Here is a 23,440-nt window from a genome sequence, read left to right as displayed (position 1 = left end):
TTCATATTATATGATAAAATAAATCTTTAAGACTAAAAATCAAAATGATGAAAAAGTATTTCGCAGAATCAGAACTGATTATAAACTCTGATGGAAGTATTTTCCATCTACATGTGAAACCCGAAAACCTTGCAGACAAAATTATTCTTGTTGGTGACCCTGGACGTGTAGCATTAGTTAGCTCGCATTTTAATACCATTGAAAATGAAGTGGAAAGCAGGGAATTCCATTCTGTGACAGGAACATATTGTGGAAAACGCATAATGGTAACTTCCACTGGTATCGGATGTGACAATATTGATATTGTGATGAATGAAATAGATGCATTGGCCAATATCGATTTCGAGACCAGAACAGAAAAAGAGAACCATCGGCAATTGGAGATAGTACGTATAGGAACATGCGGAGGATTACAAATGCACACTCAAGAAGGTACATTTATTTGTTCAGAGACATCTATTGGTTTCGATGGTCTGCTAAATTTTTATGAAGGCCGAAATTCGGTATGCAACCTTACTATGGAACGTGCATTGCTTAATCATCTTGGATGGACAGGAAATATCTGTGCCCCAGCTCCATACGTTATTGACGCGGACGAGGAGTTGGTCAAAAGAATAGCACAAAATGATATGGTACGTGGAATAACTGTTGCGTGCGGAGGCTTCTTCGGACCACAAGGACGTCAGTTACGCATACCTCTTGCCGATCCGCGTCAAAATGAAAAAGTGGAAAGCTTCGAATTTAATGGACGCTGCATAACAAATTATGAAATGGAAAGTTCCGCATTGGCTGGTCTTGCAAAACTAATGGGACATAAGGCAACAACGGTATGCATGGTTATAGCAAACCGCAGGGCAGGAAAAGCCAATACTGGATACAAGAATCATATAGACAGTTTGATAAGACTGGTACTTGACAGAATATAATCGATATTATATATAAGTATATAATCTAATGAACATAAGCGATACAATTTGTGCCATTGCGACGGCTCAAGGCGGTGCCATTGGCATAATACGCATTTCAGGATATCATTCAATAGCAATTACCGACAGGATTTTTTTTCCTGTCGGTAATAATTTACCTTTAGCAGAAAGAAAACCTTATACCATCGCATTCGGGCAAATAAGAAAGCCTTTATTATCTTCAAAATCCAATGACCAATGTTGTAAAAATACAAATGGAAAGAACTATGAATTGATAGATGAAGTGCTTGTCAGCATATTTCATGCACCTCACTCATATACAGGCGAGAATTCTGTAGAGATTTCTTGTCACGGATCATCATACATCATGCAGCAAATAATAGCACTGCTGATAGACAACGGATGTCGTTTGGCTAAACCGGGAGAGTATACACAGCGTGCTTTTGTCAATGGGAAAATGGATTTAAGTCAGGCAGAAGCCGTTGCAGATTTGATTGCATCTACATCTGAATCAACACACCGACTTGCTATGAATCAAATGCGTGGAACTTTCAGTAAGGAATTGGCTGCATTGCGTGATAAACTGCTTCATCTGACATCATTAATGGAATTAGAACTGGATTTCTCTGATCATGAGGAACTTGAATTTGCCGACCGGAAGGAGTTGCATGCAATATCATTGAAAATAGAGAAATTAATAACCGGTCTGATGCAGTCTTTTAGGCTTGGCAATGCCATTAAAAACGGAATTCCTGTGGCAATCATCGGTGAAACAAATGCAGGAAAATCCACACTTTTAAATACACTTGTGGGTGAGGAACGGGCAATCGTAAGTGATATACATGGAACAACACGAGATGTAATTGAAGACACTGTGAACATATCCGGATTCACCTTCCGCTTTATAGATACGGCCGGAATACGTGAGACAACAGACACAATAGAGAGTATTGGCATAGAACGTACATTTAAAAAAATATGCCAAGCGGAGATCGTGCTTTTACTGATAGACTCTACCGATTCGCAGAATCGTACCACGGAATTATTTTCAAAAATAAGTAAGCTTTGCAATGACAAAAAGCTTATCATTGTCTATAATAAAACAGATCTTGTTCCTGAAAATGCCCAGAACTACATAAACGTAATCTCCCACTTTACCGGAATCACAGCTTCTACAAATACAATAAGTATTTCAGCCAAAACAGGAAAAGGTATCACAGAACTTAAAAAACTTCTTGTTTCTCTTACAGGTACATCAATATCTCCAAATGATGTTATCGTAACAAACATACGCCACTTTGAAGCACTCTCACGGGCTAATGATTCCATCCACCGTGTCAACGAGGGTCTTTGTTTGAATATCCCAGGTGACCTCATCAGCCAAGATCTCCGTGAATGCCTTTCCCACCTGTCAGAAATCACAGGCGGTGAAATTACCACAGACGAAGTCTTAGGTAATATCTTCAAGAATTTTTGCGTGGGCAAGTAAATGGTGATTACCAACGATTAGCATATATCATCAATGATTATTAAGGCGTTCATTTTGAGCGCCTTTCTTTTTAGCCTTATAAGCGATGGTTATCATTTATAGGGCTTTTTCAGCTCATTTTTGTACCGTATTTATTGCTCGCTTGTTACTCTCCGATTTTAGGTCGGAAAGGTCGTGGATACACTGGTACGTCATGGTACGTGGTGGTACGCGATGAAACAGATTTGGCGAAATAAACGGATAAATAAAATGAGTGAATCGACACCCCATCAGAAGTAGCCGAATTATTAGATATCGGACGCACTTCCATATATCGCTATATCCGCAATGGCGTAATGAAGGTAATCCGATTTGAAAGGAAAACCCTTGTTCGCAAAGTTAACATAGAAGATATGACAGACTTTATTGTTCAGAGGACAGACAACCAAAAGAGAAAGCCCCCATCACCGTCTTCTACACCACAGCCTAAGTGAAAGAGAAATACCATGTAAATGAATCATGGATATTTGCGATAGCCAAGAAGCATAACATACCTCGGACTTTCAATCGTGGCAAGACTTACTGGAGCAAGAAGCACATGGATGCTTACTTTGCCAAGAAAGCCCCGAATCCCGACATTACCGAATGGTATAGCACCCAAGAAATGCAGGATAAATTCGGTATGACCTTATCCACCATCTACACTTTCGTTTCCAAGAATGCCATTCCGAAGAAGAAAGAAGGTATCATGGTGTACTATTCCAAGAAGCATGTGGATATAGCCAAAGGTGTGACTACACCCAAAGAACCGCAGTATTATACGGTAGCCGAAGCGATGGAGAAGTTCAATCTTACTCGTGACCAACTCTATCATTATGCGAAGTATCATAATATTCCTAAGGTCAAGAAAGGCAAATACACGCTTATCTCCAAATCTGAATTGGATAAGCTACTTGCAGCCCCAAAGATTGAATAAGTTATTTATCGGTGAATGTTGCCACCATTGAATCACCATATTCCTTTGCACCAAACAAATGTAAAACTCTAAATATTAAACAGTATGTCACACACGTGTACAAAAGTAACGGTTTGTCAGAGACCTATTCGGAATAATCTCATCTCGATGTGCCGGAACAAAAACCAGAAATGACAATTCTCCTTTCTCGTTACAAATCAGATGCTGTTTGAATCCGAAGAACCATCCCATGGAGCATTTGCCTCTTTGGGCAATTCCCTTGGATACTTTATGGATATGTATCCTTTGATTCCTGCATACCTTCTCAGAGGTGTGCTGTCAACGAAACTTATACCTGTACATTTTCCAAGCAGCATCTTCTTGATGAACAGGGACAAAGGGAGGGCTACCTATTTTTCAAGTTCCACAAAACAATTGTACAAGACAACTTTCGGAAAAAGATGGCGCAGATGTTTGCATACTTTTTCCAAATAATAATGTTTCAGACAACGATAGCCTGAGTCATGAAACAGTATCATTATCAGCATGATTTCTGCTTTTGACAGGGTTGACTTACGGTGATAACGGCGTTTCCTATCTGATTTTAACGTATATTTTTCCAACATGACATCAAAAAACTTACAAAAGTCATTGGACATACAAAATAATTCATTAACTTTGTCATCGGTGAGCATAGCGACTATTGTTTATAATACTTTGTAATTCTGCACTATAAAGTTACCAAAAGATTCGCTAATCACCAAATTTAAAGATGAGTATAATTCGTCGAATTCACGTTAGTTATGAAATCAATACGAATATTTTTACTAAAAGGAAAAGAGAGCATGATTGATCATGTAAAGAGTATTCAAACACTGGGATGTGCTTACTGGAAAAAGGCTCGTAACAAAAATCTACAAGTTGGAGATATATGTTATCTTTATCTCATAGGTAAAGGTCATTATCAAATACGCTTTCGTCTTGAAGTGGTTGATATTAGTTGTGCTCGTGAAGACAGCTCTTGTTGGATTACTCCATTCAAGGCAGATAACGACTGTTATAAACTCATTCCAACAGCAACAATGTATATGGGAGATGAATTATCATTAGACATCCTTGAAGAATTAGGTATTAATCGCCACTCACAATTCAAAGAGCTTAATGAATATCAAGAAGATTATTTAAGGAAATATTTTGAGTGATTTCATGCGAATAGCATTTAACAAAACATTATAAGAATACCTAAATAGCGAAGATTTGGAAAAGCGTGAACGAGCCAAATTGTGGAGAGCATCTATAGGATTACAAGCCGTTGACAATCTGCGCATATCTAACTTTCTTATCGAAACTGCCCGTAAGCATATCGAAGGAGAAATTTCAATGGACGAAGTAAGCCGATTGATTGACGAATACTATAAAAAGAAGTAACATAAACTATCGAATTGTACAGTTAAGAAAACAATAGAATTAGTCTATCAAAAAATGAATCATAACGGCATATTCTCAATATCTTTTCCCGAAGCCAAGACAATTATTGTTTCCGGTGACATTCATGGAGACTTTAATCAGTTGGTGTTCAAACTCTGTATCCAATATCAGCTTACGGACACTTTACTAATTGTAGCCGGGGATTGCGGCTTCGGCTTCGAAAAGAAAGAGTACTATGAGCAGATGGTTAGACGAAATGCAAAGCGAATGAGCCAAGCTAACAATTGGATTGTGTTTGTGCGAGGTAATCATGATAATCCTGCTTATTTTGATGGCGCAATGTTCAATGTCAAACGCTTCATCGCAGTTCCTGATTATTCCATTCTACAAGTTTGTAATCATACCATCCTTTGTGTAGGTGGAGCTATCTCTATTGACCGTATCTATCGCATAAATGAATGGAATAAACGAAAATACAGACTCCATCTCAACGATTCGCAAGAAAACGATATTTCCCGCAATTTATATTGGAAGAACGAAGCTCCTGTTTATGATGCTGATAAGCTGAATACCATCCGCGCAAACTTCTTGATTGATACAGTTGTCACACATACCGCTCCATCACATTGTGAACTGTTCTCAAAAAGCGACCTTTACCAATGGGCTAAGAACGATTCTTCATTGATTGAGGATATACAATTTGAACGGAAAACGATGGATATGCTTCTGCACCATCTTAAAACCGACAACCATCCGATAAACCATTGGTACTATGGTCATTTTCATCAAAGTTGGCATTCCTGCATTGACGGAATACTATATCAGATGCTATACATTATGGAGTTCAGCCGAATATATTGATTTATACCCTTTCAGGTATAACATTGATATAATAAACAGAATTATACCCGATATGATATAATAGTTATTGCCTGAATATAAGTGCTCCTGTCTCATTTTCCATAGTGGACAACGGAAGCAATTACACTTTTCAAGCGGATAAATCTGATTCATTACACTTTTTCCAACGAATATGGCCAATTTCCCTACACTTTTCCAAGCAAATCATAAATATTCCACAAAAATTTTCTGATCTTATGACCTATTTTCTACCATCCAAAACCCTTTAAGGGATAACACACACACCACAAACCTCAGAAATCCACAGAAAAACACAACCTTTGCATTCAACAAGCGTTCTGCAAAATAGCACAATCAGATAGCGGACATTCCACAAAAGGGCTGAAAAGAGACGGTACAACACATATATGCAAAACCATGAAATACAACGGTTTATATTTGTCCCTACTCTGTGTATTTGTAAAAACAGAGATTGTACCGATTAAAATGAATTGTCACTGATTCGCTAAGCATTATCTATTGCATCCCAGTAGTCCGTATCCATTTTCATAACTTTAAGGACTCTTTCTGTTTGCAATCCTAATCCATAATCATAAATGTATTCTGTCAATTGCTGACCATTTATAAGAATAATAGTTGGTGAACCGTTAAGACTTTCCACATACTCCATTGCCCCTTTGGTATAATCAGAGGTGGTGATGAATACTCCTTTCTTGGATGGTGTTCCAGCAACAGCTCCTACAAAACCTTGGACCTCGTTGCGACCAACATTATTATCTAAGGCATATCGCTTTGCTTGTATGGAAATATGATTGAAGCCTAAAATATCTTCTTTAATAATGCCATCAATACCACCATCATTAGAAAATTTCGTAACTATACCTGAGTTTTTGACCTCACCACCATACCCCATTGCTTGAAGTAATTTCACGACTAATCTTTCAAATTCTTGTGGCTGTTTACTTAATATAGTCGTCAGAATTTGAGATTGCACATTTTGCTTTATCCTATCATACGAATCTGCCAATTCTTCTTCCGGAGTACGTTCATCATCATTTTCCACATGAGAAGAAGCATTGTTTGTACCCTTGTTTTTGAAATCTTTCTTTGGAGTTCTCGTATTTACAGTTACTTTGACAAATTCATTTATTTGTTCCTCCGTACATGAAGAAAGCATAGACAGACCCTTTTCACTGATTTTGTAATCACCTCTTTGAGGCTTTTCGACAAGTCCTGCAATAAAAAGATACGATAAAGCCCACGAAATACGATCCAAAAATATTTCGCCATTTCCTGAAGGATACCAAGCATTCATTTCCTCTTCAGTTAGTCCAAAATGCTTAGCCAAAGGAATGCGTAAATCTTTAGCTCTCATAACAAATCCAACACTCAATTCTTTCAATGCTTGTATCCGTATTTTATCAAACTTCGGTATCATAAACGACAAATTTGTTTTATTGCTTCAGTAACATTGGGGTATTTCCACTTGCGAAAGTAGCTAAAATTTTTGTAATCACCATCTATTATCATCAAAAAGTTATTCATCAGTTAATATTTTGGTGAATGATTCCAAGTTGAAATTGGGGATGCTTGCCGTATCTTCATTTCACACTCATTAAAAACTCTTACGATATTTTTCTAAAATATCGAATTATGTGAAGCCCAAAACAGGTTGGATTTCAGAAATTCTTCGTATATTTGCCACTTGGTATAAACACCATAAAATACTTACAATAAATATATAAACCATTAAAAAGAAAAGTATGCGAATGAACAACAAAAATCTTATTCCATCGTTTGTGATAGCATTAGGCATCACACTTTTGGGAGTTTTCATCAAGTCCGGCATAGACAACTATACCAATAAAGACAGAAAGGTAACGGTGAAAGGACTTGCCGAGAAAGAAGTGAATGCGGACAAGGTAACATGGCCGCTTGCCACAAAAATAAACGGTAACAGTCTTCCTGAATTGTATAAACAAATTGAAGAAACACAAAACAAAGTAAAGGGCTTCCTGACAAGAAACGGAGTAAAGGACAACGAGATAAGAGTCAGTGCCCCACAAATATACGACCTTGAATCAAACGTCTACAATGAGAACAGAAAAGCTTACCGATACTCGGTAACATCGGTAGTGACTGTTACTTCCAAAAATGTAAACCTTATAAAGGAACTCATCAACAGACAGGCCGAATTATATAAGGAAGGCATTGCCATAACAAACAGCGAATATCAATATCAGACAAAATGGGAATATACGGCATTCCGTGACATGAAACCGAAAATGATGCAGGAAGCTATAGGGAACGCAGAAAAAACAGCACAGCAATTCGCGGAAAACAGTCACAGCGATATAAACAAAATCATCACCGCTGACCAAGGACAATTCTCAATAGACGACCTTGACGAAAATACACCGTGGATAAAAAAGATTAGGGTTGTAACAACAGTGACCTATTCACTTAAGAATTGATAAAAACAGTTACTTTTATACAGTCAATGCATGCAGAAATGCAAATAACGGATAAAAAAGCTATGCAATGTTTGTATATTTGAGACAAAAACTTTAACTTTGCAAAAGAAAAGAACAAAGGTCGTATCGGTTCGATCGGGATACTCATCAATTAAAAATCGAAAACCGGGAACACTTCTTTTGCTAATGGCGGGCCACATACCTCTCTGAGGTAGCAGAAATGCCGGTGGATTACAAAGGCGGAGACCACCCAAATCTTATATCATAGGAGTTTTCATCATATCATCGGTACGGCCTTTCCCTTTTCTTCATTTTCAGTCAGAAACGTCATTTTTTATAATAAAACAAATCCGGAATTTTATATGTTTTCAGGCATTATCGAAGAATTTGCCACGGTCACAGCAATAACTAAAGACCGCGACAATATAGATTTCACATTAGAATGCTCGTTTGTTGATGAGCTGAAAATTGACCAAAGTGTGGCTCATAACGGAGTATGTCTTACTGTCGTTGGTATATGTAACGGAAAATACACAGTTACAGCCATGAAAGAAACTCTCGAACGCACAAATCTCGGACTCCTTCATGTAGGTGATAAGGTAAACGTAGAACGTTCCATGCTTATGAACGGAAGGCTTGACGGCCATATTGTACAAGGACATGTAGACCTTACAGCAAAGTGTATCGACACAAAAGATGCAAATGGAAGTACATATTTCACATTTGAATATAAAGAAGACAGGGAAATGGCCCGCAACGGATATTTCTGCGTAGACAAAGGAAGCGTAACAGTCAACGGTGTGTCACTCACAGTATGCAATCCCACAAAGAACACATTTCAGGTAGCGATAATCCCTTATACATTTGAACATACAAACTTCTGCGACATAAAAACAGGCTCCACAGTAAATATCGAGTTTGACATATTGGGCAAATACATTGCAAGGCTTCAGCAATTGTAAAACTCAAAAATCTCCATCTACCCTTCCATTCTCTCTCATTCGGGAAGTCGGAGGGGTTTTTACATTGCAAAATAATGCCCATACGATATGGATCACATTTAAAAAACGTCTGTATTTGTATGGCGATGACACATATCTACAGCCAAAGAAAGATGAAGCCTCCACATTGATTTTTCAACGCTCCCTAAAAACACAAGCCAACAGACAAAAACGACAAACACTAAATATCAAGAATTTCCTCATCAATTTTCAGCAAGTTGTTCAGCCAAGTATCTCCGCAGGCGTTTCCACAAACATATCTGCACCGTTGACGGCAAGAAAGTCCTTGTCACGGAATCCCCAAAGTACACTGATGCACGGTATGCCACAGTTGCGTGCAGTGGCAACATCAACTTCGCTGTCACCGATATATACCGCATTATCGGCAGTGACCCCCAACTGCCTCAGAGCCTCGATAACAGAATCCGGAGCTGGTTTTTTGCGTATATTGTCACGTTCACCGATTGCAACATCCACATAACCGCTGAAAAAATGACGGCACAGTTCCTGTGTGGCCTCATAGAATTTATTGCTGACCACAGCAATGTTCTTGCCGCGTGCCTTTAATTCGACAAGCAACTCGATAATACCCGGATACGGATTCGTTGTATCGTATGAATGTTCCATATAATACTTACGGAATGAGGCATAAGCCGCGGCAAAGTCAGGATTGTCCTCTCCACCGGGAACGGCTCTTTCCATCAGTTTTCTGACACCGTTGCCGACAAAGCGCCTGACATCATCTACACTGTGTAAAGGCATTCCGTATTCACACATTGCATGGTTCACTCCCCTGGCAAGGTCGTTTATTGTATCAAGAAGTGTTCCATCGAGGTCGAATATATAAGTTGAATAATCTTTCATACCATTATGTTTTTGTTTATTATCAAATATATAAAATGTTTATTATCTGCGCCCACGCATACTTCGCTGAATCATTGTCTTGATTTTCCTGTTTAACTTGTCAGCCGATGCAATCTGTTCAATATCCACCGTCATCCTGTATTTCCTTCCATGTGAATCTTCTACACCCCTACCCTCTTTCCTTACATCATCTGCACGGAGAATGTCATCCATTGATATCCAGTCATAAAGAGACAGCATACATATCATCGAAGGTGAGTACAAGTGTTTTCCTATTATCTCCTCGGCAATGTGTGCCGGAAGATGTTCCGGAGCATGTCCCTCCTTATGCAGCATTGTGGCATAATACCGTTGAACAAGCTCGCGCTGTCTTTCCCACCATTGCCTGAGTGTCGGCATATCCGGAGATGTCACCATCGATATACTGCGATACGGATTATTGTCAAGATGTGAGAACTCGCATCCGTAGTTCTTAGACATGGTCTGCACCTCAAGAGTGAGAATCCGCTGCTCGTCAAGAACCTTCGGCACACATCCGGGAACATTTCCGAGATTGTCGGCATAAAGAAGGACACCGGTGCCACCGAATGCCCCTAAAAGGTTTTTCCTTCCTGCATTCTCCCAATATATGTCATGCCGCTGATAGAAATAGTTGTTGTATATCCTCATGTACGCTTCTTTGTCGTCATCACTCAAAGAATTATATATAGGCTCATTATAAGCCCCTGCCACAGGATGATACATTCCGGGCCGGCGACGGTCTTCCGTAAAAAGGACGTCTGCCATCATACGGAATATTCCGTTGCGGATCCATATACCGTTCTCGTCATTATGACCGGCGAAATACCTGTAGATGTCCTTTGACGTCGAATACTCATCCTTCATGTCGTACAATCCATATTGCCTGGAAACAAGAAATGTGTCTTTGACGTATGCGGCATGTACTCCGAACATTGTATTGAGCACACTGTCGTTGATAAACGGCCGTGTATATACGTCTTTGCGGAACACAAGACCGAAATACTCTATTTCATCCTTTGTCAATGGCAATCCCGGTGAGAAATGCCCGAGTCTTCCGTCTGCATCCCCATTGGAAACCTCCCATACGCGGAAGAATACGGACACACTGTCGATGCTCACAGCATCAAAATATCTCTCCATGTGCCTCACTCTTTCTCTCCACCAACGGTAGCCGTCAGATTCCATGGCTTCATAATTATATGTGGGTATCGACGTGTTTTTCCCGCTGCGGTGCTGTCTGTCAGGCATTATCCCTACACAACTGTCTGTATTGAAATATTGAGACGAAACCCATGTTTCCACACTATTGCGGTTCACTCCGATTCCGATGCCGCACATCATGACTATTCCAAGCCCACGGGCATAGTCACATACATCAGACAGCTGACAGTGAAGAATATATTGTACATAATAAATAAAACCCGCCTCATCGGAATAATCAGCAATCAGCTCATCAACCTTTGCATCTGAATATAAGGCAAAGACATCCCATTCCTCTGATACAGATGTGGAATATCTGTGTCTGAGAATACAAAAAGCCGCATACGGACGCAGCCAGCCTCTGTTTTCATCTATAAATTCCTTAAATCCGTCAGACGCTGTCACTTTATGTCCGCATTCTGAATACAGGTTGCGCAGATACGCTGATTTCACTTTCCACACCTTTTCATCATCGCAGTATGGTAGGGCGTTGAGTTCACTCCGGCGCCTATGCAACATCTTTATCTTTCCCTTGTCTGAAATACGCCCCGCTTTCTCTATATCAATGTAACACGGATTGAGTGCATGCACGGATATAATACTGTCATTAAAACAGGAAAGGGATGTATCATTGACCGACTGCACATCTATTACACTTATTCCGACAGATGCCGCCCATTCTACAACACGCCTAAGGTCGCTGAAATCACCAATACCGCATGAACGGATGCTGCGTAATGAGAATACCGGCACATAAAGTCCTGCCATCCGCCAAATATCCTCCTTCACCCTCAAAAGCCCGCCGTCTGCCACAATAACGTTGCCGTCTGTCATATCGGCCTCCCCTATAATACGATTGAAACCAAGTTCCCATTCCTTCAACGTGTTCGTTGACTGGTCGACTACTACATATTTATATTCAAACGGCAATGATATGCCTGCAACGTTTATCGACACAATCCATTCTGTGTTTCCTGCATAGCGCATCTTGACATATTGCGATGGGTTCCAGCCGCCAAGCGCCGGATGACTGCCGCAAACAGCCAATGCAAGCCCGGATTTAAGCTGTGGCGCGGAAACCTTCAACACTATTGTCTTCCGGAACAATGGTATACGCACCACATTGTCGGATTGACGAATCTTATCCTGCCCGGTGAATGTTGTGTAAGCGTATGTATATAGATGATGCTGCAAAGGCTTGTCGCTCCAACTGTCATCCATAAAATAATTATGGGAAGAATCGAAATGCAACTGGCGCGGCACCATTCTCCATTCCTTACGCAGGATGATACCTTCCGCGTTTGCAACATGGTATGAATACCGGAAGAAATCTATCGGATGGCGCATGGATTCCATTACGGTTGTCTCCACCGTCCATCTCATGCCGTCGGCAGTATCCATAGGAAGGCTGTTGCGCTTTATACTTTTGTCCGACCTGACATATTCTATGACGACATAAAGCCTCTCGCCCCATGCCGTACCATAATCCAAAGCGAATTTTAATTTCATCCTGTTTCTTTTATTTAATGCGCAGGAACAGATTCTATACATCGTATCCAGCACTTGCAAAGGTAATAAAAAAACATACAAACATTGCGCTGTTTAGGGAAAAAGCACTAACTTTGCGGCAAATTTAAAGACATCAAGAAATGAAACAAATAAAATCAAAACTCTATCTCTACACTGCAGCCGTATGCATTCTTGTCATAATAGGACTGGTGTATTACTATTTTTTCACTCCACTGTCTGAACACGACACAGTGCAGTATGTATATATAGACGATGACGACACTCAAGATTCTGTATTTGCAAAAATGGAAACAATAGCAAACAAACATGCCCTTACCGGATTTCGTGCCATAGCACGCCACAGCGGATATGACAATAAGATACATACCGGACGATATGCCGTGGCTCCGAAAGAAAACGCATTTACCGTATATCGCCGTCTTAAGAACGGTGTTCAGGCCCCGATAAGGCTTACAATCCCCGAAACACGCACAATGAACAGACTCGCCGGCTTCCTTGCCGGCAAGCTCATGATAGACAGCACAGAGATCGCCCAAGCTCTCGGTGACTCGGCTTTCTGCGGAAAATACGGATATACACCGGAAACAATTCCTGCTTTGTTCGTGCCGGACACTTACGAAGTTTACTGGAACCTGACACTCGATGATTTCATGAGAAGAATGCTGAAAGAGCACAATGCTTTCTGGAAAGGACAACGTACAGACAAGGCAAAAGCAATGGGAATGACACCAAACGAAGTGGCAACCATGGCAAGCATCATCGACGAGGAAACAGCAAACAATGCGGAAAAGCCGATGATTGCAGGCATGTATTACAACAGACTGAAACAGGAAATGCCTTTACAGGCTGACCCTACGGTAAAATTTGCATGGAAAGACTTTTCAATAAAACGTATATACAACAAACTGTTGCGTATAGAAAACCCGTATAACACATACAAGAACATCGGTCTGCCTCCAGGACCTATAAAGATTGCGTCCGTGGCCGGCATTGACGCTGTACTGGACCATGTGAAGCATGATTATCTATATATGTGTGCGAAAGAAGACTTTTCCGGCACGCACAACTTTGCGCGCACATACGAAGAGCATCTTGAAAACGCTGCAAGATATACCAAAGCTCTCAACGAACGAGGAATAAGATAGCGGCAAGGCAAATTAATTGGATAAGAAAGCGAGAACAGCAATCATAACTAAGTGAAGTCTGCTATGCACAGTTGCTTAATCGGATGATAAAACGTATTTTGCTGACGTTCATATAAATATTTGTACTCATAGAGTTCTGCAGGTCCCCACGACAGACAGAATTGATAACCTAAGTTTTCGAACTGCTTGATATGAAACATCTCATTGTATGCCATTGTTGGAAGTAAAAACTCATAATAGAAAGAATTATTGGTCTTCATAAATTCACGGACAGCATTCAGATACCGTTTACTGATATAAAACATCTGACTCCAAGAGAAATTCATTGTTCACACGGATGCTTTCTCGAAAATAAGCTCAATACCTTTTTCACAGATACGATTACGGAAATGGACCTGTTTGGAAGCGGCGCATGGGACGGGTGAGTTCCTGCATATCGCAGAAATACTGGTAATAGGCATTTTAATTCCATTGGCTCCACAACGGATTCATCTGACAGGTTTGGCAGATGCTTGATGATTAGTAAACCACACATAATGTGGACCGGTTTCCAGGGCGACAGTTGCTCTGGAAATACAAAGAGAGGAAAGTGTTCTCGAATTTTGTCCAATCTATTTTGTCTGCCAACTTGCACAGTTGGTGAGACTGATCCAGCATATCAAACAGACTGTTGAATAACGAAGGGGTATTATGAGACATTTTAATCATAAAGATCTGCAAGTTTCTTTCTGTAAAGATAAGAATTCTTGCAGATTTATCAAAGGATTATAGAAATAAAATCGATGAATATAAGTACCGAAGATGAATTTTAAGGAACGACTATTTATATCCTACACATTCTCCTGATACAGATTTCACCAGTATGAGAGCGAGAATCAATCACCACAATGATTTTCCAGCTTGCTTTGCACAATATGTGAAGGTTGCTCCAAATAATCCAGAGCTTATTATTAGGCAATCGTACTTCATTGCTTTATTTTCCAAAGAACAATATTGATGTTTCAGGGTCGTCTTCCAGCACTTGAATCATAGCATCTTGTCTGAAACAAGGCATAGTCATGCCCACAAACGAAAACTCACAATTTTCTTGTGCCATTTCCTCAAACAATTCATTAATTTGACTCACATCCATTCCATACATCTCATTAATGATGAAGAAATAGTCATATTGGTTAAGCAGATATTTGTGATTATCGAAGTAATCTTTTATCAATTCTATCTTTCTACCTGTTTTACCATATACAAAATCTGCATCATCATAATGCTTGCCAAATGACATATCATTAACTATAAGATGAATGTCATAATTTCGTCTTACATTACCTGTTATCCATTCTATATGCCTGCTGTGTTCTCCTACTACAGATAGTAAGCAATAACGCTGGTACGTTTCTTTACCTGCCTTTTCTTTTATAGGATGGCAAATTATATTCTTTTCAAAGGACTGTACGTGCAATGGTAACCAATTATGTGTGCCGTCTGAATAAAAATGAAGATTTACACGTTCGTCCAATCCGTAACCCTTACCATTCATATCTCTTAATGTCAGTCCATTTTCAATTAAGACAGTTGGAACAACACCTTCAAAATGTCCTCGCCACCCATTCCGCATTTCCATTTCAAGACATTTCAAAGCTTTAGCTGATAACCGATAAACAGGATTGAAAGAAGCATATAAATCATCACGTGACAAAGCAACTCCATCAGGAGCCCTCACGCTATTCCACCAACACCAATTGGGGTCGTCCTCATACTTCCTTATATAAGCTGCCACCAAATCGGCAGGGTCATCCAAGAAAGCATCAAATAGCGTACTCCAGTCACCATAAAAAACAGCGTCATCCTCCACAATCCAACAATAGTCATATTGGGGATGTTCTTTATGGAATGTCAAAACTGGATAATGACAATTACCAAGAAAACCTTCTTCCAAAGCAGTATAACCATCATCAATCATTTTGTCCACATCAAAGGGATATACGTGTCCGAAGTGTACCAACTCCTGTTTGTTATAACCTTTAGTAAGGTCAAAAAGTAAATAGACATTAGCCTTATGCTTATAATCTTTTACCAACTTGTCATACCTATCACGTACAGTATAATCTATTCTGTTAGATAGTAAAAGAATTGCTTGTTTCATTTAACTTTTATTTAAATGTGACGATACTAAGGTCTTTTATAGGATGGTAGAATGTATTATCCCTTGCACACTCCTTGTATATTGTCTCGTATTTATCGACAGGTCCCCATGAAACATTAAACTGATATCCTATATTTTCAAACTGTTTGACAATATAATTCCCATTATACGCCATTGTTGGCAATAAAAACTCATAGTGGAAAGAATTGTTTTTAGTCATGAATTGTTCAATATCCACTAAGAAATTGTGACTGATATAGAAGATATGGCACCAAGCAAAATATGTCTTTCTGAATGGATTATCCTTAATATATTTGATTGGCCAATGATTCTCTGGCCCTCCTTCTGGGTCATAACCTATATGAATATAGTCTATATCATCAATAGAATTTACCTTATTGACAAAATCACCCAAACGGCCGTTCAAAACTATATCAAACTCCATAAGCAAGTAGTGGTCATAGTGGTTGCTTTGGGCAAAATCGAGCAATGCAACTAAAGCGTTAGGCAAAAGCCTATTGTTAGCAAAGAAGAAGCCATCCAATTTTTTTGAATTGTACTCGAAAACATTTACGTTTGCCATAGCTGAAAAATGCGGCTTACTGTTTGAGTTGTCAAATAACACATAAAAGTCCATTGTACCTTCTGATACTTCCGCTACATGTGAAATATATCGCAATAAATCTTCCCCCTGCTTGTGTGTTACAAGAACTATACAATTTTTACTATTCATTTCTTTTATAAAATTACAAAGTACTAATACAAAATGGGTTCATTTCATTTACTATATAACAACTTATCAATCTCTCTGCCAGAAAAGCAACAGCTCTGCATTGATAATCCACATTGTCATAGCGAAAATCACGCTTTGCTTTTTCCAAATACTTATCTGGGATCATTTCCAGTCCATTCTTCTTATCCCAAGCAAAAATGATTGGGAACAACCAGTTACAAAGCTTTTCAAAATCTGTATAGTTCATGATGAAACAACAGAAGGGAATAAAGACATTACCTTCAAGCAAATATTTTGAATATTTATTATCCTTACCATATTTCTCATTGAGAATGTCAATGACATCATAAATGTCCTGATAGTTATGAGATAACTTGTAGTGGTTAAAAACCGAATTATTATAGTTAATTGATAATACTTGGCATTGCCCTTCTTCCACATCGTATATTTGAGGAAATAATCTGCGGTAATGCCCAAAACCGATTATTCGACTTTTGAGATTGTTTTTCCATACATAATAAAATGTTCCAATCTCAGAATAAAATTTATTCAGGTAGTTGATATTATCCCCATCAACGTCTTTACTATTACCTCTAAACAACTTGAAAATATCACTTTCTTTAAGCCCGTATATCTCTATTTGCTTATCTTCGTGATATGTAATCCAAAATGTAAGTTCTTTTTCTTCCATAGTTTATTTTTTTTATCATATTTTGAAACTATTCTCCTACAGCCCATCCGAGAAAGATTTCCGCATAGAGAAAAGTTATAATCTGCAAGTATGTTCTTTGTAATCCACAGACAATCCTGTGATTTCGTATTGAATCAATCGTGTTTTAATGAATGTTGAGCAAGGTTTGTTACAGATTACATACTAATTTTTTTGAGAAGTCAAGTTGCCGGCCAGCCTTACCGATAGAATACTTTTGATTTAAAAATTTTATCAAATATAGTGGCATCACTTCTGTGAATCTTAGCTACAACTTCGGTATTTCCTACAATATCGTAAACATCATGTTTAAACAACCCAAGGTCGAGTTCGACATCATATAGCCCTGTCTGTGAGTTAGGTAAGTCTGCAATCTGTGTCACTACACTTTTTATCGAGGTGGATTTATATTCTACCTCAACTTTTGTATGGAGAGAAAGCAAATGTTTTGTATGGTAATCCACATATATGTATCCATAACACTTGAACCTGCAATAGGGAACAACAATGCAGATTGTCTTTGCACTATCCATACTCTCACCGTCTCTAAAGATTGTTCGTTTGAAAACCCTTCCAGATATAGGACTAACTATATTAACGGTGTCTTCATTTTTAACAATACTCACTATTGTTTGTCCTGCAGAAACTTTACATGGAATTTCTCTGTTTTTCATTACCAGCTTACCATCCATAGGTGTTTTACATTCCATTGTAACATTTTCAGAAACAATTTTAATAGGAAATGTCTCGATGTCAGGATAAGAGATAAAGTAACTTGCTCCGAGAAAGACAAGCACAAAACACAATATAACAGGTATTCCAAAGCGAACTATATGCGATGGCATTCTGCCCATGAGTTCCTGTACTTCCTCACTCCTTAACCCGATATCCATAAATTTCTTCTTTTTATTTTTTTTCATTATATAGCCACCTCCTTTCTGCCAATTTCCATTTGATTTTGCACGAGAGTGAAATATTCACCTTTTTTGTCAAGCAGCTCATTATGCGTACCTGATTCAATTATCTTTCCTTGCTTCATGACAACAATCATGTAGGCATTACATATTGTGCTTATTCTATGAGCAGCTATCACAACAGTCCTTCCTTTGTAGAACTGTGTGAGTTTTTCCATAATGGATTTTTCGTTTGATGCATCAAGAGAATTTGTTGCCTCATCAAAGAAAAGATACTCTGGTTTTTTGTATACAGCCCGTGCTATAAGCAGTCGTTGACGTTGTCCTTGACTCAACCCTTGCCCCTCCATACCGATTTTAGTATTATAACCAAGTGGAAGTTCTGAGATAAAATTATCAATATTGGCAACAACGGCCGACTCATACAGACGGTCCGTGTCGATGTTATCAAAATTGAGAGCTATGTTATGGGCTATTGTGTCAGAAAATATATAACTCTCCTGCATAACGCTTCCTGTAACACTACGCCAGAGATGTGCATTTATGTTATTTAGGTTTACTCCTCCAACCTTTATGTTTCCGTGATTAGGAACATAAAATCCTTGTATCAGTTTTATTAGTGTAGACTTACCGCATCCACTCTCACCCACAATGGCAGTTACCTTATTCGGTTGTATGGTCAGTGTAACATCGTTAAGAGCATAGTTACGGTCTGCCCCATCATAGCTGTAACTCAGATTCTCTATTTTTATAGTTCTATCCTTTGGGAGTACAGACAATTTTTCTGCAATATCACTCTCTTCATCCTTCTGTGCATGAATTTCACTCAAACGTTCAAAGCTAATCTTTGCATCCTGCAGAGACCGTGCAAAACCTATGAATGATGATATGGGAGAGGAAATTTGACCTATGATATAGGTCATGGACATCATCATACCAAGTGTCATTAAACCATCGCATACAGACTTGGCCGCAATGAATGATATCAGGAATGTTGGTTGTCTGAGTAAAGAATACGCTTCCTGTCTGCTGAATCTGTCCAATCCTCAGTCCTTTCACACTAATACGAAAAAGGTTGACCTGCAATCTTTCCCATTCCCAACGTTTCTGTTTCTCGCAGTTATTAAGTTTGATGTCCTGCATTCCTTGAATAAGTTGTATAATCTTACTTTGTTCCGAGGCAGACACATTGAAACGTTTTATGTCAAGTTCCCTCCTATATTTCATGAAGTAGAGAATCCACAATACATAGAGACCATTTCCAAGGAAAAAGATGCAGAGTATCATCGTATTATAATACGCCAATATAACAGAGAATATCACAAAATTAGCAATCGAAAACATCATACTCATAGAGTTACTCATGAGAAAAGATTTGATACGTCAATGATCTCCTATACGCTGCATGATATCACCAGTATTCTTTGTGTCGAAAAAAATCAGAGGCATGTTTGTCAGTTTGATAAGGAAGTCTGATATCAGCGATATATCAATCCTTGAATTTATGTGCAAGAGAATCCAACTGCGAATATAGCCAACACTTAGCTGCGCAACGAAAAGCATCAGTTGCGCTATAAGTATTAGAGTGATGAAATTTATATTTCCATCTTGTATTCCACAATCCACTAATGCCTGAGTGAGAAAGGGAAAGACGAGTTGCAGTAGACTCCCTAACACCATTCCAAGAAACAACATAAAGAATTGTTCTTTATATGGTAGAAGATAGCGAAAGAAATATGATATACTTTTTCTATTCGATAAAACTTCCTCTTCACGCCTTCCAAAATCTGTTCCTGGTTCAAGCAGAAGGGCTACTCCAGTATCTTTGCCATAGACAGACGAGCTAATCCAGCACTTTCGGAACTCTTCGTCCGTGTATATCAATCGTTGTGACGCGGGATCCGAAATATAAAAACAATGTTTTCCTTTTCTATTTTCCTTAACTTTATAACATACGACGAAATGCTTTTGATTCCAATGGAGGATACAAGGGAGCTTAACATCTTTTGCTAACTGATCAGCCGTTATTTTCACACCTATAGTATGAAATCCAATATACTCTGCTGCATCACTTATACCAAGCATTGACACACCATTACGAGTTATGAAGCAATGATGGCGTAACATCTCAGCTGAATATTCCTTACCGTAGTATTTAGCAATCATGCGAAGACATGTGGCTCCACAATCCATTGCATCATGTTGTAAATAATGTGGAAATGACGAGATCATATATATATAAATTTCTAAATGTTAAATAAATTATTGCATAGTCTGCTGTAATTCCACACTTTTCATTTCCATAATCTGTCCAGTTTCAATAGAAGCTTTTTTACCCTTTCCTCTACCGAAATTCCAAGTTAAATTTAATTTCAGACGACTACGATTTGATTCATCTTTTCGTATCAGTTCATAGTCACTTCCTTTGATTGTAAGTTTTGAGTGGCTGCATAATATATTACCAAACATAACATTAAGATTTAAGTTCTTGTTAAATTTGTAATAAAAACTTAAATCGACATAGTATCCAGCATTATATTGATAGTGCACACTTTCAGACTTTGGATATAAACTAAATTCTAAATTAGCTCCAAATTTTCCGCTAATCCTAAAATTATTCGCAGAGGTTAAAGCTGCAACATAACAATTCGCAACATCGCCATTAAGGTTTTCATGATATAAACACAAATTTATAGTGTTATTTGTTCTCCACCATTTTGCAACATCAAAATTCAAATAGGTAAGAAAATTATATCTCATATTATTGCCTACATTCTCAGGTCTTGTGTAATACATATCGGCATTTTCTTCTTTATGAGTTAATGTTTGAATGATATTACGTCCCGACCTAAGTTGAAATAAAAAAGACAAATTCTCATTTGCTGTATATTTCAATTCTAGGCGATTGAAAATTTCCATTTTTAAGTTCGGGTTTCCTATATTATAAAAGTTGCTTGAGCTATAAGTCGCCATTGGATTATAGAGTCCAATATTAGGAAAAGAATAATAATGTTTAAAAGACAATAAAAGATATCTGTTATCTTTAATAACCCAATTCAAAAGTCCATCATAAAAAAAGCCGCTTCTTCCTTTTGCCTTATAATTATTTGAAGGTGATAATAAATCGTTATAATGCAAAGAGCCATTAAGATAAGAAAATGACAATCTTGCAAACAGACATTTAAACAAAGAGGTCTGCAACTCAACCCATGACTCAAAATTGGTTTCTTGTGTTTTATAATCACGTTGAACAATTTGTTGAAGTATAGAATTTTGTAATCCTTGTTCATAATGGCGATCTTCATTGTAGCCTAAAAATGAAGTTATATTAATAGAAGTATTCTTAGCTATTTCAAATTTATAACATGGATTAAATGATACGTTATAATAATGCCTTCTTAAATATTCTGAATCATTGCCATAATAATCATATTGTTTTGTATTCTCGCTGTGCAAATAAGAATGGTTTATTTTTAATGTGAGATCATGTTTTTTCCCATTTTTAAAGATACCATTCTTATAAATAGAGCCGACATTATAGCTCCAAGGATTATTTTTGCCATGTATGGACAGGATATGATTATCAGTTACACTTATATTGTCCTTCTCAGAATTTTCAAAGCACACACCACCATATACATTTATATATGTATCTTTATTAAAATTATGGGTAAAACCTATATTGTCTGTTATACTACCATAACATTTATTATTCATATACATTTTTGTAACTGAGACAGAATCTTCATATATATCCCTGCGTGTGTTGACAGTATGATAGTCACCATAAAGAAAATATCGAATATTATTGTACAACGTATTTTTACCTTTTTGATATACTGTGAAATTAGAGATGGAAGCATCAACATAGCCCTCTTTATCCTCTTGATTTTTAACATTGAAACTTGTTGTAAAAGCTTCTGTTTTTTTCAATACAACTTTAACTATCCCACCATGAACTCTTCCATAATAAGCATCAAGGAAACCTATCACTTCTATTTTTGAAATCATTGACGTTGGAAGAGCATTTATTTCATCAAGACTACTTTGTCTCTCGTCTATGTAAAAAAACAGTCCCGTCTAATCCATTTATCGAAACATTACCATCTTTGGAAATAACTCCAGGTATATAATTTAACACCTGTGATAATGGCTTTCCTTCTGCAAGAGGGTTCCCTGCTATTTGAAGAATAATATCGCCATTATTCTTCTGCCTCATATATTTTGCCTTAACGACAATTTCGTTTAAGGTTTTACCATTGACTACAGTCGTGTCATTTGTGCTCTCTTGCGCATTAACACACAAAGAGAATATAGAAAACATAATAATCAAAAATCGCATTTTTCTTAAATTTCGCAGCACTTTAGTTAAACTTTTCTTATAAGCTCTTAAGCAACAAATCGTTGCAGGAAATTTTGCCATAACATATGTTTTACTTATCTTAGTGCTGTGTTTAAAGACAAGCAAAATCATTGTCAAATGGAACAACAGGCATGTAATTTAGCCCGTATGGAAACAACTTGCGGGTTTTAGGTTCTTTTCAAATATAAAAATCATTTTTGTCTGCTTTCCTGTATGAGCTGTTATCGGATCGGTTATGTCGTGTCGTGTTCTTTAAAGGTGAATTCAGAATGGGGTAATAAATGCCGGATATTCTCCATACTTCCAGTATAGAGATTATCCACACATAACACATTATAGCCTTCTTTTATAAGCCTTTCACACAAATGCGAACCGATAAAGCCCGCACCTCCTGCGACCAAAGTCACTTTATACTCTCCGTCCTTTTTCATATATTCTCCCATAATCTTAATATTGGTCTTTCTGTAAAATACTTTGTTTTAACAAGAAACAAGATTTCAATATTTACAGATTTCCTTTTCTGAATTAATAATGGTTATCACAGATGAACAGCATAATCCTCTTTTTGTTTTTTGTTGGTTGAATCTCATAACTATGTTGGTTTTAATTCTGTTTTATACAACTTGACTTTTTGATATCATGCCGTATTTTTTGCCTACAAATATACAATATATATTATATAATACAAAATAAAAACATACTTTTTTT

General features: G+C 37.8%; 16 protein-coding genes and 5 pseudogenes. 8 read left to right on the top strand and 13 right to left on the bottom strand.

Annotated elements, in window-relative coordinates; genetic code table 11:
- The first annotated feature begins 47 nt into the window (after positions 1 to 47).
- The 3 genes and pseudogenes from HPS56_RS12305 to HPS56_RS12295 all read left to right on the top strand — a co-directional run.
- On the top strand, positions 48 to 926 hold the full coding sequence (locus tag HPS56_RS12305) for a nucleoside phosphorylase (RefSeq protein ID WP_172277224.1): 879 nt from the start codon (positions 48 to 50) through the stop codon (positions 924 to 926).
- 28 nt (positions 927 to 954) lie between these two features.
- Complete coding sequence (gene mnmE, locus HPS56_RS12300; protein WP_172277140.1) at positions 955 to 2,415, top strand: tRNA uridine-5-carboxymethylaminomethyl(34) synthesis GTPase MnmE; 1,461 nt, start codon at positions 955 to 957, stop codon at positions 2,413 to 2,415.
- 263 nt (positions 2,416 to 2,678) lie between these two features.
- A pseudogene (locus HPS56_RS12295) lies at positions 2,679 to 3,370 on the top strand (helix-turn-helix domain-containing protein); the annotation flags it as partial.
- Between the two features lie 129 nt (positions 3,371 to 3,499).
- Here HPS56_RS12295 and HPS56_RS12290 read toward each other — a convergent pair.
- Positions 3,500 to 4,044 (bottom strand): annotated as a pseudogene (locus HPS56_RS12290) (transposase); the annotation flags it as partial.
- 150 nt (positions 4,045 to 4,194) lie between these two features.
- On the opposite strand from HPS56_RS12290, the gene HPS56_RS12285 reads away from it, so the two are divergent.
- Together HPS56_RS12285 and HPS56_RS12280 are read left to right on the top strand one after the other, a co-directional pair.
- Positions 4,195 to 4,551: a hypothetical protein gene (locus HPS56_RS12285; RefSeq protein ID WP_253952471.1), complete on the top strand. Its 357-nt coding sequence runs from the start codon at positions 4,195 to 4,197 to the stop codon at positions 4,549 to 4,551.
- Between the two features lie 280 nt (positions 4,552 to 4,831).
- The gene (locus HPS56_RS12280; RefSeq protein WP_172277134.1) at positions 4,832 to 5,638 is read left to right on the top strand and encodes a metallophosphoesterase; all 807 of its coding nucleotides are present in this window, start codon (positions 4,832 to 4,834) and stop codon (positions 5,636 to 5,638) included.
- A gap of 505 nt (positions 5,639 to 6,143) precedes the next feature.
- Here HPS56_RS12280 and HPS56_RS12275 read toward each other — a convergent pair.
- Entirely contained in the window at positions 6,144 to 7,076 is a 933-nt protein-coding gene (locus HPS56_RS12275) for a restriction endonuclease (protein WP_172277131.1), read from the bottom strand.
- A 331-nt stretch (positions 7,077 to 7,407) separates the two neighbouring features.
- On the opposite strand from HPS56_RS12275, the gene HPS56_RS12270 reads away from it, so the two are divergent.
- Both HPS56_RS12270 and HPS56_RS12265 read left to right on the top strand, forming a co-directional pair.
- Positions 7,408 to 8,112 (top strand): SIMPL domain-containing protein, encoded by a 705-nt coding sequence (locus tag HPS56_RS12270; RefSeq protein WP_172277128.1) that lies wholly within the window; start codon positions 7,408 to 7,410, stop codon positions 8,110 to 8,112.
- Positions 8,113 to 8,474: 362 nt separating this feature from the next.
- Positions 8,475 to 9,074 carry a riboflavin synthase gene (locus tag HPS56_RS12265; protein WP_172277125.1) on the top strand — a complete coding sequence of 200 codons (600 nt, stop codon included), beginning with the start codon at positions 8,475 to 8,477 and terminating at the stop codon, positions 9,072 to 9,074.
- 261 nt (positions 9,075 to 9,335) lie between these two features.
- Here the strand turns inward: HPS56_RS12265 and HPS56_RS12260 are convergent, their stop codons facing one another.
- Positions 9,336 to 9,977 (bottom strand): HAD family hydrolase, encoded by a 642-nt coding sequence (locus tag HPS56_RS12260; protein ID WP_172277122.1) that lies wholly within the window; start codon positions 9,975 to 9,977, stop codon positions 9,336 to 9,338.
- A 42-nt stretch (positions 9,978 to 10,019) separates the two neighbouring features.
- Positions 10,020 to 12,707: a 4-alpha-glucanotransferase gene (locus tag HPS56_RS12255; protein WP_172277119.1), complete on the bottom strand. Its 2,688-nt coding sequence runs from the start codon at positions 12,705 to 12,707 to the stop codon at positions 10,020 to 10,022.
- A gap of 140 nt (positions 12,708 to 12,847) precedes the next feature.
- On the opposite strand from HPS56_RS12255, the gene mltG reads away from it, so the two are divergent.
- Positions 12,848 to 13,873, top strand: coding sequence for an endolytic transglycosylase MltG (mltG, locus tag HPS56_RS12250; protein WP_172277116.1), 1,026 nt, complete (start codon positions 12,848 to 12,850; stop codon positions 13,871 to 13,873).
- Positions 13,874 to 14,194: 321 nt separating this feature from the next.
- Here mltG and HPS56_RS13435 read toward each other — a convergent pair.
- From HPS56_RS13435 to HPS56_RS12210, 9 genes and pseudogenes are all read right to left on the bottom strand, one after another.
- Positions 14,195 to 14,581: pseudogene (locus tag HPS56_RS13435) on the bottom strand (transposase); the annotation flags it as partial.
- A gap of 265 nt (positions 14,582 to 14,846) precedes the next feature.
- Positions 14,847 to 16,013, bottom strand: a complete 1,167-nt coding sequence (locus tag HPS56_RS12245) for a hypothetical protein (RefSeq protein WP_172277113.1) — start codon at positions 16,011 to 16,013, stop codon at positions 14,847 to 14,849.
- Positions 16,014 to 16,020: 7 nt separating this feature from the next.
- Positions 16,021 to 16,746, bottom strand: a complete 726-nt coding sequence (locus tag HPS56_RS12240) for a hypothetical protein (RefSeq protein ID WP_172277110.1) — start codon at positions 16,744 to 16,746, stop codon at positions 16,021 to 16,023.
- Between the two features lie 13 nt (positions 16,747 to 16,759).
- Positions 16,760 to 17,437, bottom strand: coding sequence for a DUF4422 domain-containing protein (locus HPS56_RS12235; protein ID WP_172277107.1), 678 nt, complete (start codon positions 17,435 to 17,437; stop codon positions 16,760 to 16,762).
- A gap of 218 nt (positions 17,438 to 17,655) precedes the next feature.
- Positions 17,656 to 18,375 (bottom strand): hypothetical protein, encoded by a 720-nt coding sequence (locus HPS56_RS12230; RefSeq protein WP_172277104.1) that lies wholly within the window; start codon positions 18,373 to 18,375, stop codon positions 17,656 to 17,658.
- A pseudogene (locus HPS56_RS12225) lies at positions 18,375 to 20,601 on the bottom strand (peptidase domain-containing ABC transporter). Before HPS56_RS12225 ends, HPS56_RS12230 begins: the two are co-directional and overlap by 1 nt.
- A 30-nt stretch (positions 20,602 to 20,631) precedes the next feature.
- A complete protein-coding gene (locus HPS56_RS12220; protein WP_172277101.1) occupies positions 20,632 to 22,380 on the bottom strand; it encodes an outer membrane beta-barrel protein in 1,749 nt (582 codons plus the stop codon).
- 31 nt (positions 22,381 to 22,411) lie between these two features.
- Positions 22,412 to 22,792 carry a hypothetical protein gene (locus tag HPS56_RS12215; protein WP_172277098.1) on the bottom strand — a complete coding sequence of 127 codons (381 nt, stop codon included), beginning with the start codon at positions 22,790 to 22,792 and terminating at the stop codon, positions 22,412 to 22,414.
- A 176-nt stretch (positions 22,793 to 22,968) separates the two neighbouring features.
- Positions 22,969 to 23,163 (bottom strand): annotated as a pseudogene (locus HPS56_RS12210) (NAD-dependent epimerase/dehydratase family protein); the annotation flags it as partial.
- Positions 23,164 to 23,440: the final 277 nt, after the last annotated feature.

The organism is Xylanibacter muris (genome assembly GCF_013166605.1).
Lineage (GTDB): Bacteria > Bacteroidota > Bacteroidia > Bacteroidales > Bacteroidaceae > Prevotella > Prevotella muris.
The sequence above is the reverse complement of the archived record's forward strand: the minus strand, read 5'-3'. Positions and strand labels throughout refer to the sequence as shown.

What these genes read in the sequence shown, in the direction of transcription:
- HPS56_RS12245 (WP_172277113.1), bottom strand. Translation starts at nt 16,013, where the DNA reads ATGAAACAAGCAATTCTTTTACTATCTAACAGAATAGATTATACTGTA.
- HPS56_RS12220 (WP_172277101.1), bottom strand. Translation starts at nt 22,380, where the DNA reads ATGATTTCAAAAATAGAAGTGATAGGTTTCCTTGATGCTTATTATGGA.
- HPS56_RS12285 (WP_253952471.1), top strand. Translation starts at nt 4,195, where the DNA reads ATGATTGATCATGTAAAGAGTATTCAAACACTGGGATGTGCTTACTGG.
- mnmE (WP_172277140.1), top strand. Translation starts at nt 955, where the DNA reads ATGAACATAAGCGATACAATTTGTGCCATTGCGACGGCTCAAGGCGGT.
- HPS56_RS12280 (WP_172277134.1), top strand. Translation starts at nt 4,832, where the DNA reads ATGAATCATAACGGCATATTCTCAATATCTTTTCCCGAAGCCAAGACA.
- HPS56_RS12270 (WP_172277128.1), top strand. Translation starts at nt 7,408, where the DNA reads ATGAACAACAAAAATCTTATTCCATCGTTTGTGATAGCATTAGGCATC.
- HPS56_RS12255 (WP_172277119.1), bottom strand. Translation starts at nt 12,707, where the DNA reads ATGAAATTAAAATTCGCTTTGGATTATGGTACGGCATGGGGCGAGAGG.
- HPS56_RS12275 (WP_172277131.1), bottom strand. Translation starts at nt 7,076, where the DNA reads ATGATACCGAAGTTTGATAAAATACGGATACAAGCATTGAAAGAATTG.
- HPS56_RS12235 (WP_172277107.1), bottom strand. Translation starts at nt 17,437, where the DNA reads ATGGAAGAAAAAGAACTTACATTTTGGATTACATATCACGAAGATAAG.
- HPS56_RS12215 (WP_172277098.1), bottom strand. Translation starts at nt 22,792, where the DNA reads ATGGCAAAATTTCCTGCAACGATTTGTTGCTTAAGAGCTTATAAGAAA.
- HPS56_RS12230 (WP_172277104.1), bottom strand. Translation starts at nt 18,375, where the DNA reads ATGAAAAAAAATAAAAAGAAGAAATTTATGGATATCGGGTTAAGGAGT.
- HPS56_RS12265 (WP_172277125.1), top strand. Translation starts at nt 8,475, where the DNA reads ATGTTTTCAGGCATTATCGAAGAATTTGCCACGGTCACAGCAATAACT.
- HPS56_RS12260 (WP_172277122.1), bottom strand. Translation starts at nt 9,977, where the DNA reads ATGAAAGATTATTCAACTTATATATTCGACCTCGATGGAACACTTCTT.
- HPS56_RS12305 (WP_172277224.1), top strand. Translation starts at nt 48, where the DNA reads ATGAAAAAGTATTTCGCAGAATCAGAACTGATTATAAACTCTGATGGA.
- HPS56_RS12240 (WP_172277110.1), bottom strand. Translation starts at nt 16,746, where the DNA reads ATGAATAGTAAAAATTGTATAGTTCTTGTAACACACAAGCAGGGGGAA.
- mltG (WP_172277116.1), top strand. Translation starts at nt 12,848, where the DNA reads ATGAAACAAATAAAATCAAAACTCTATCTCTACACTGCAGCCGTATGC.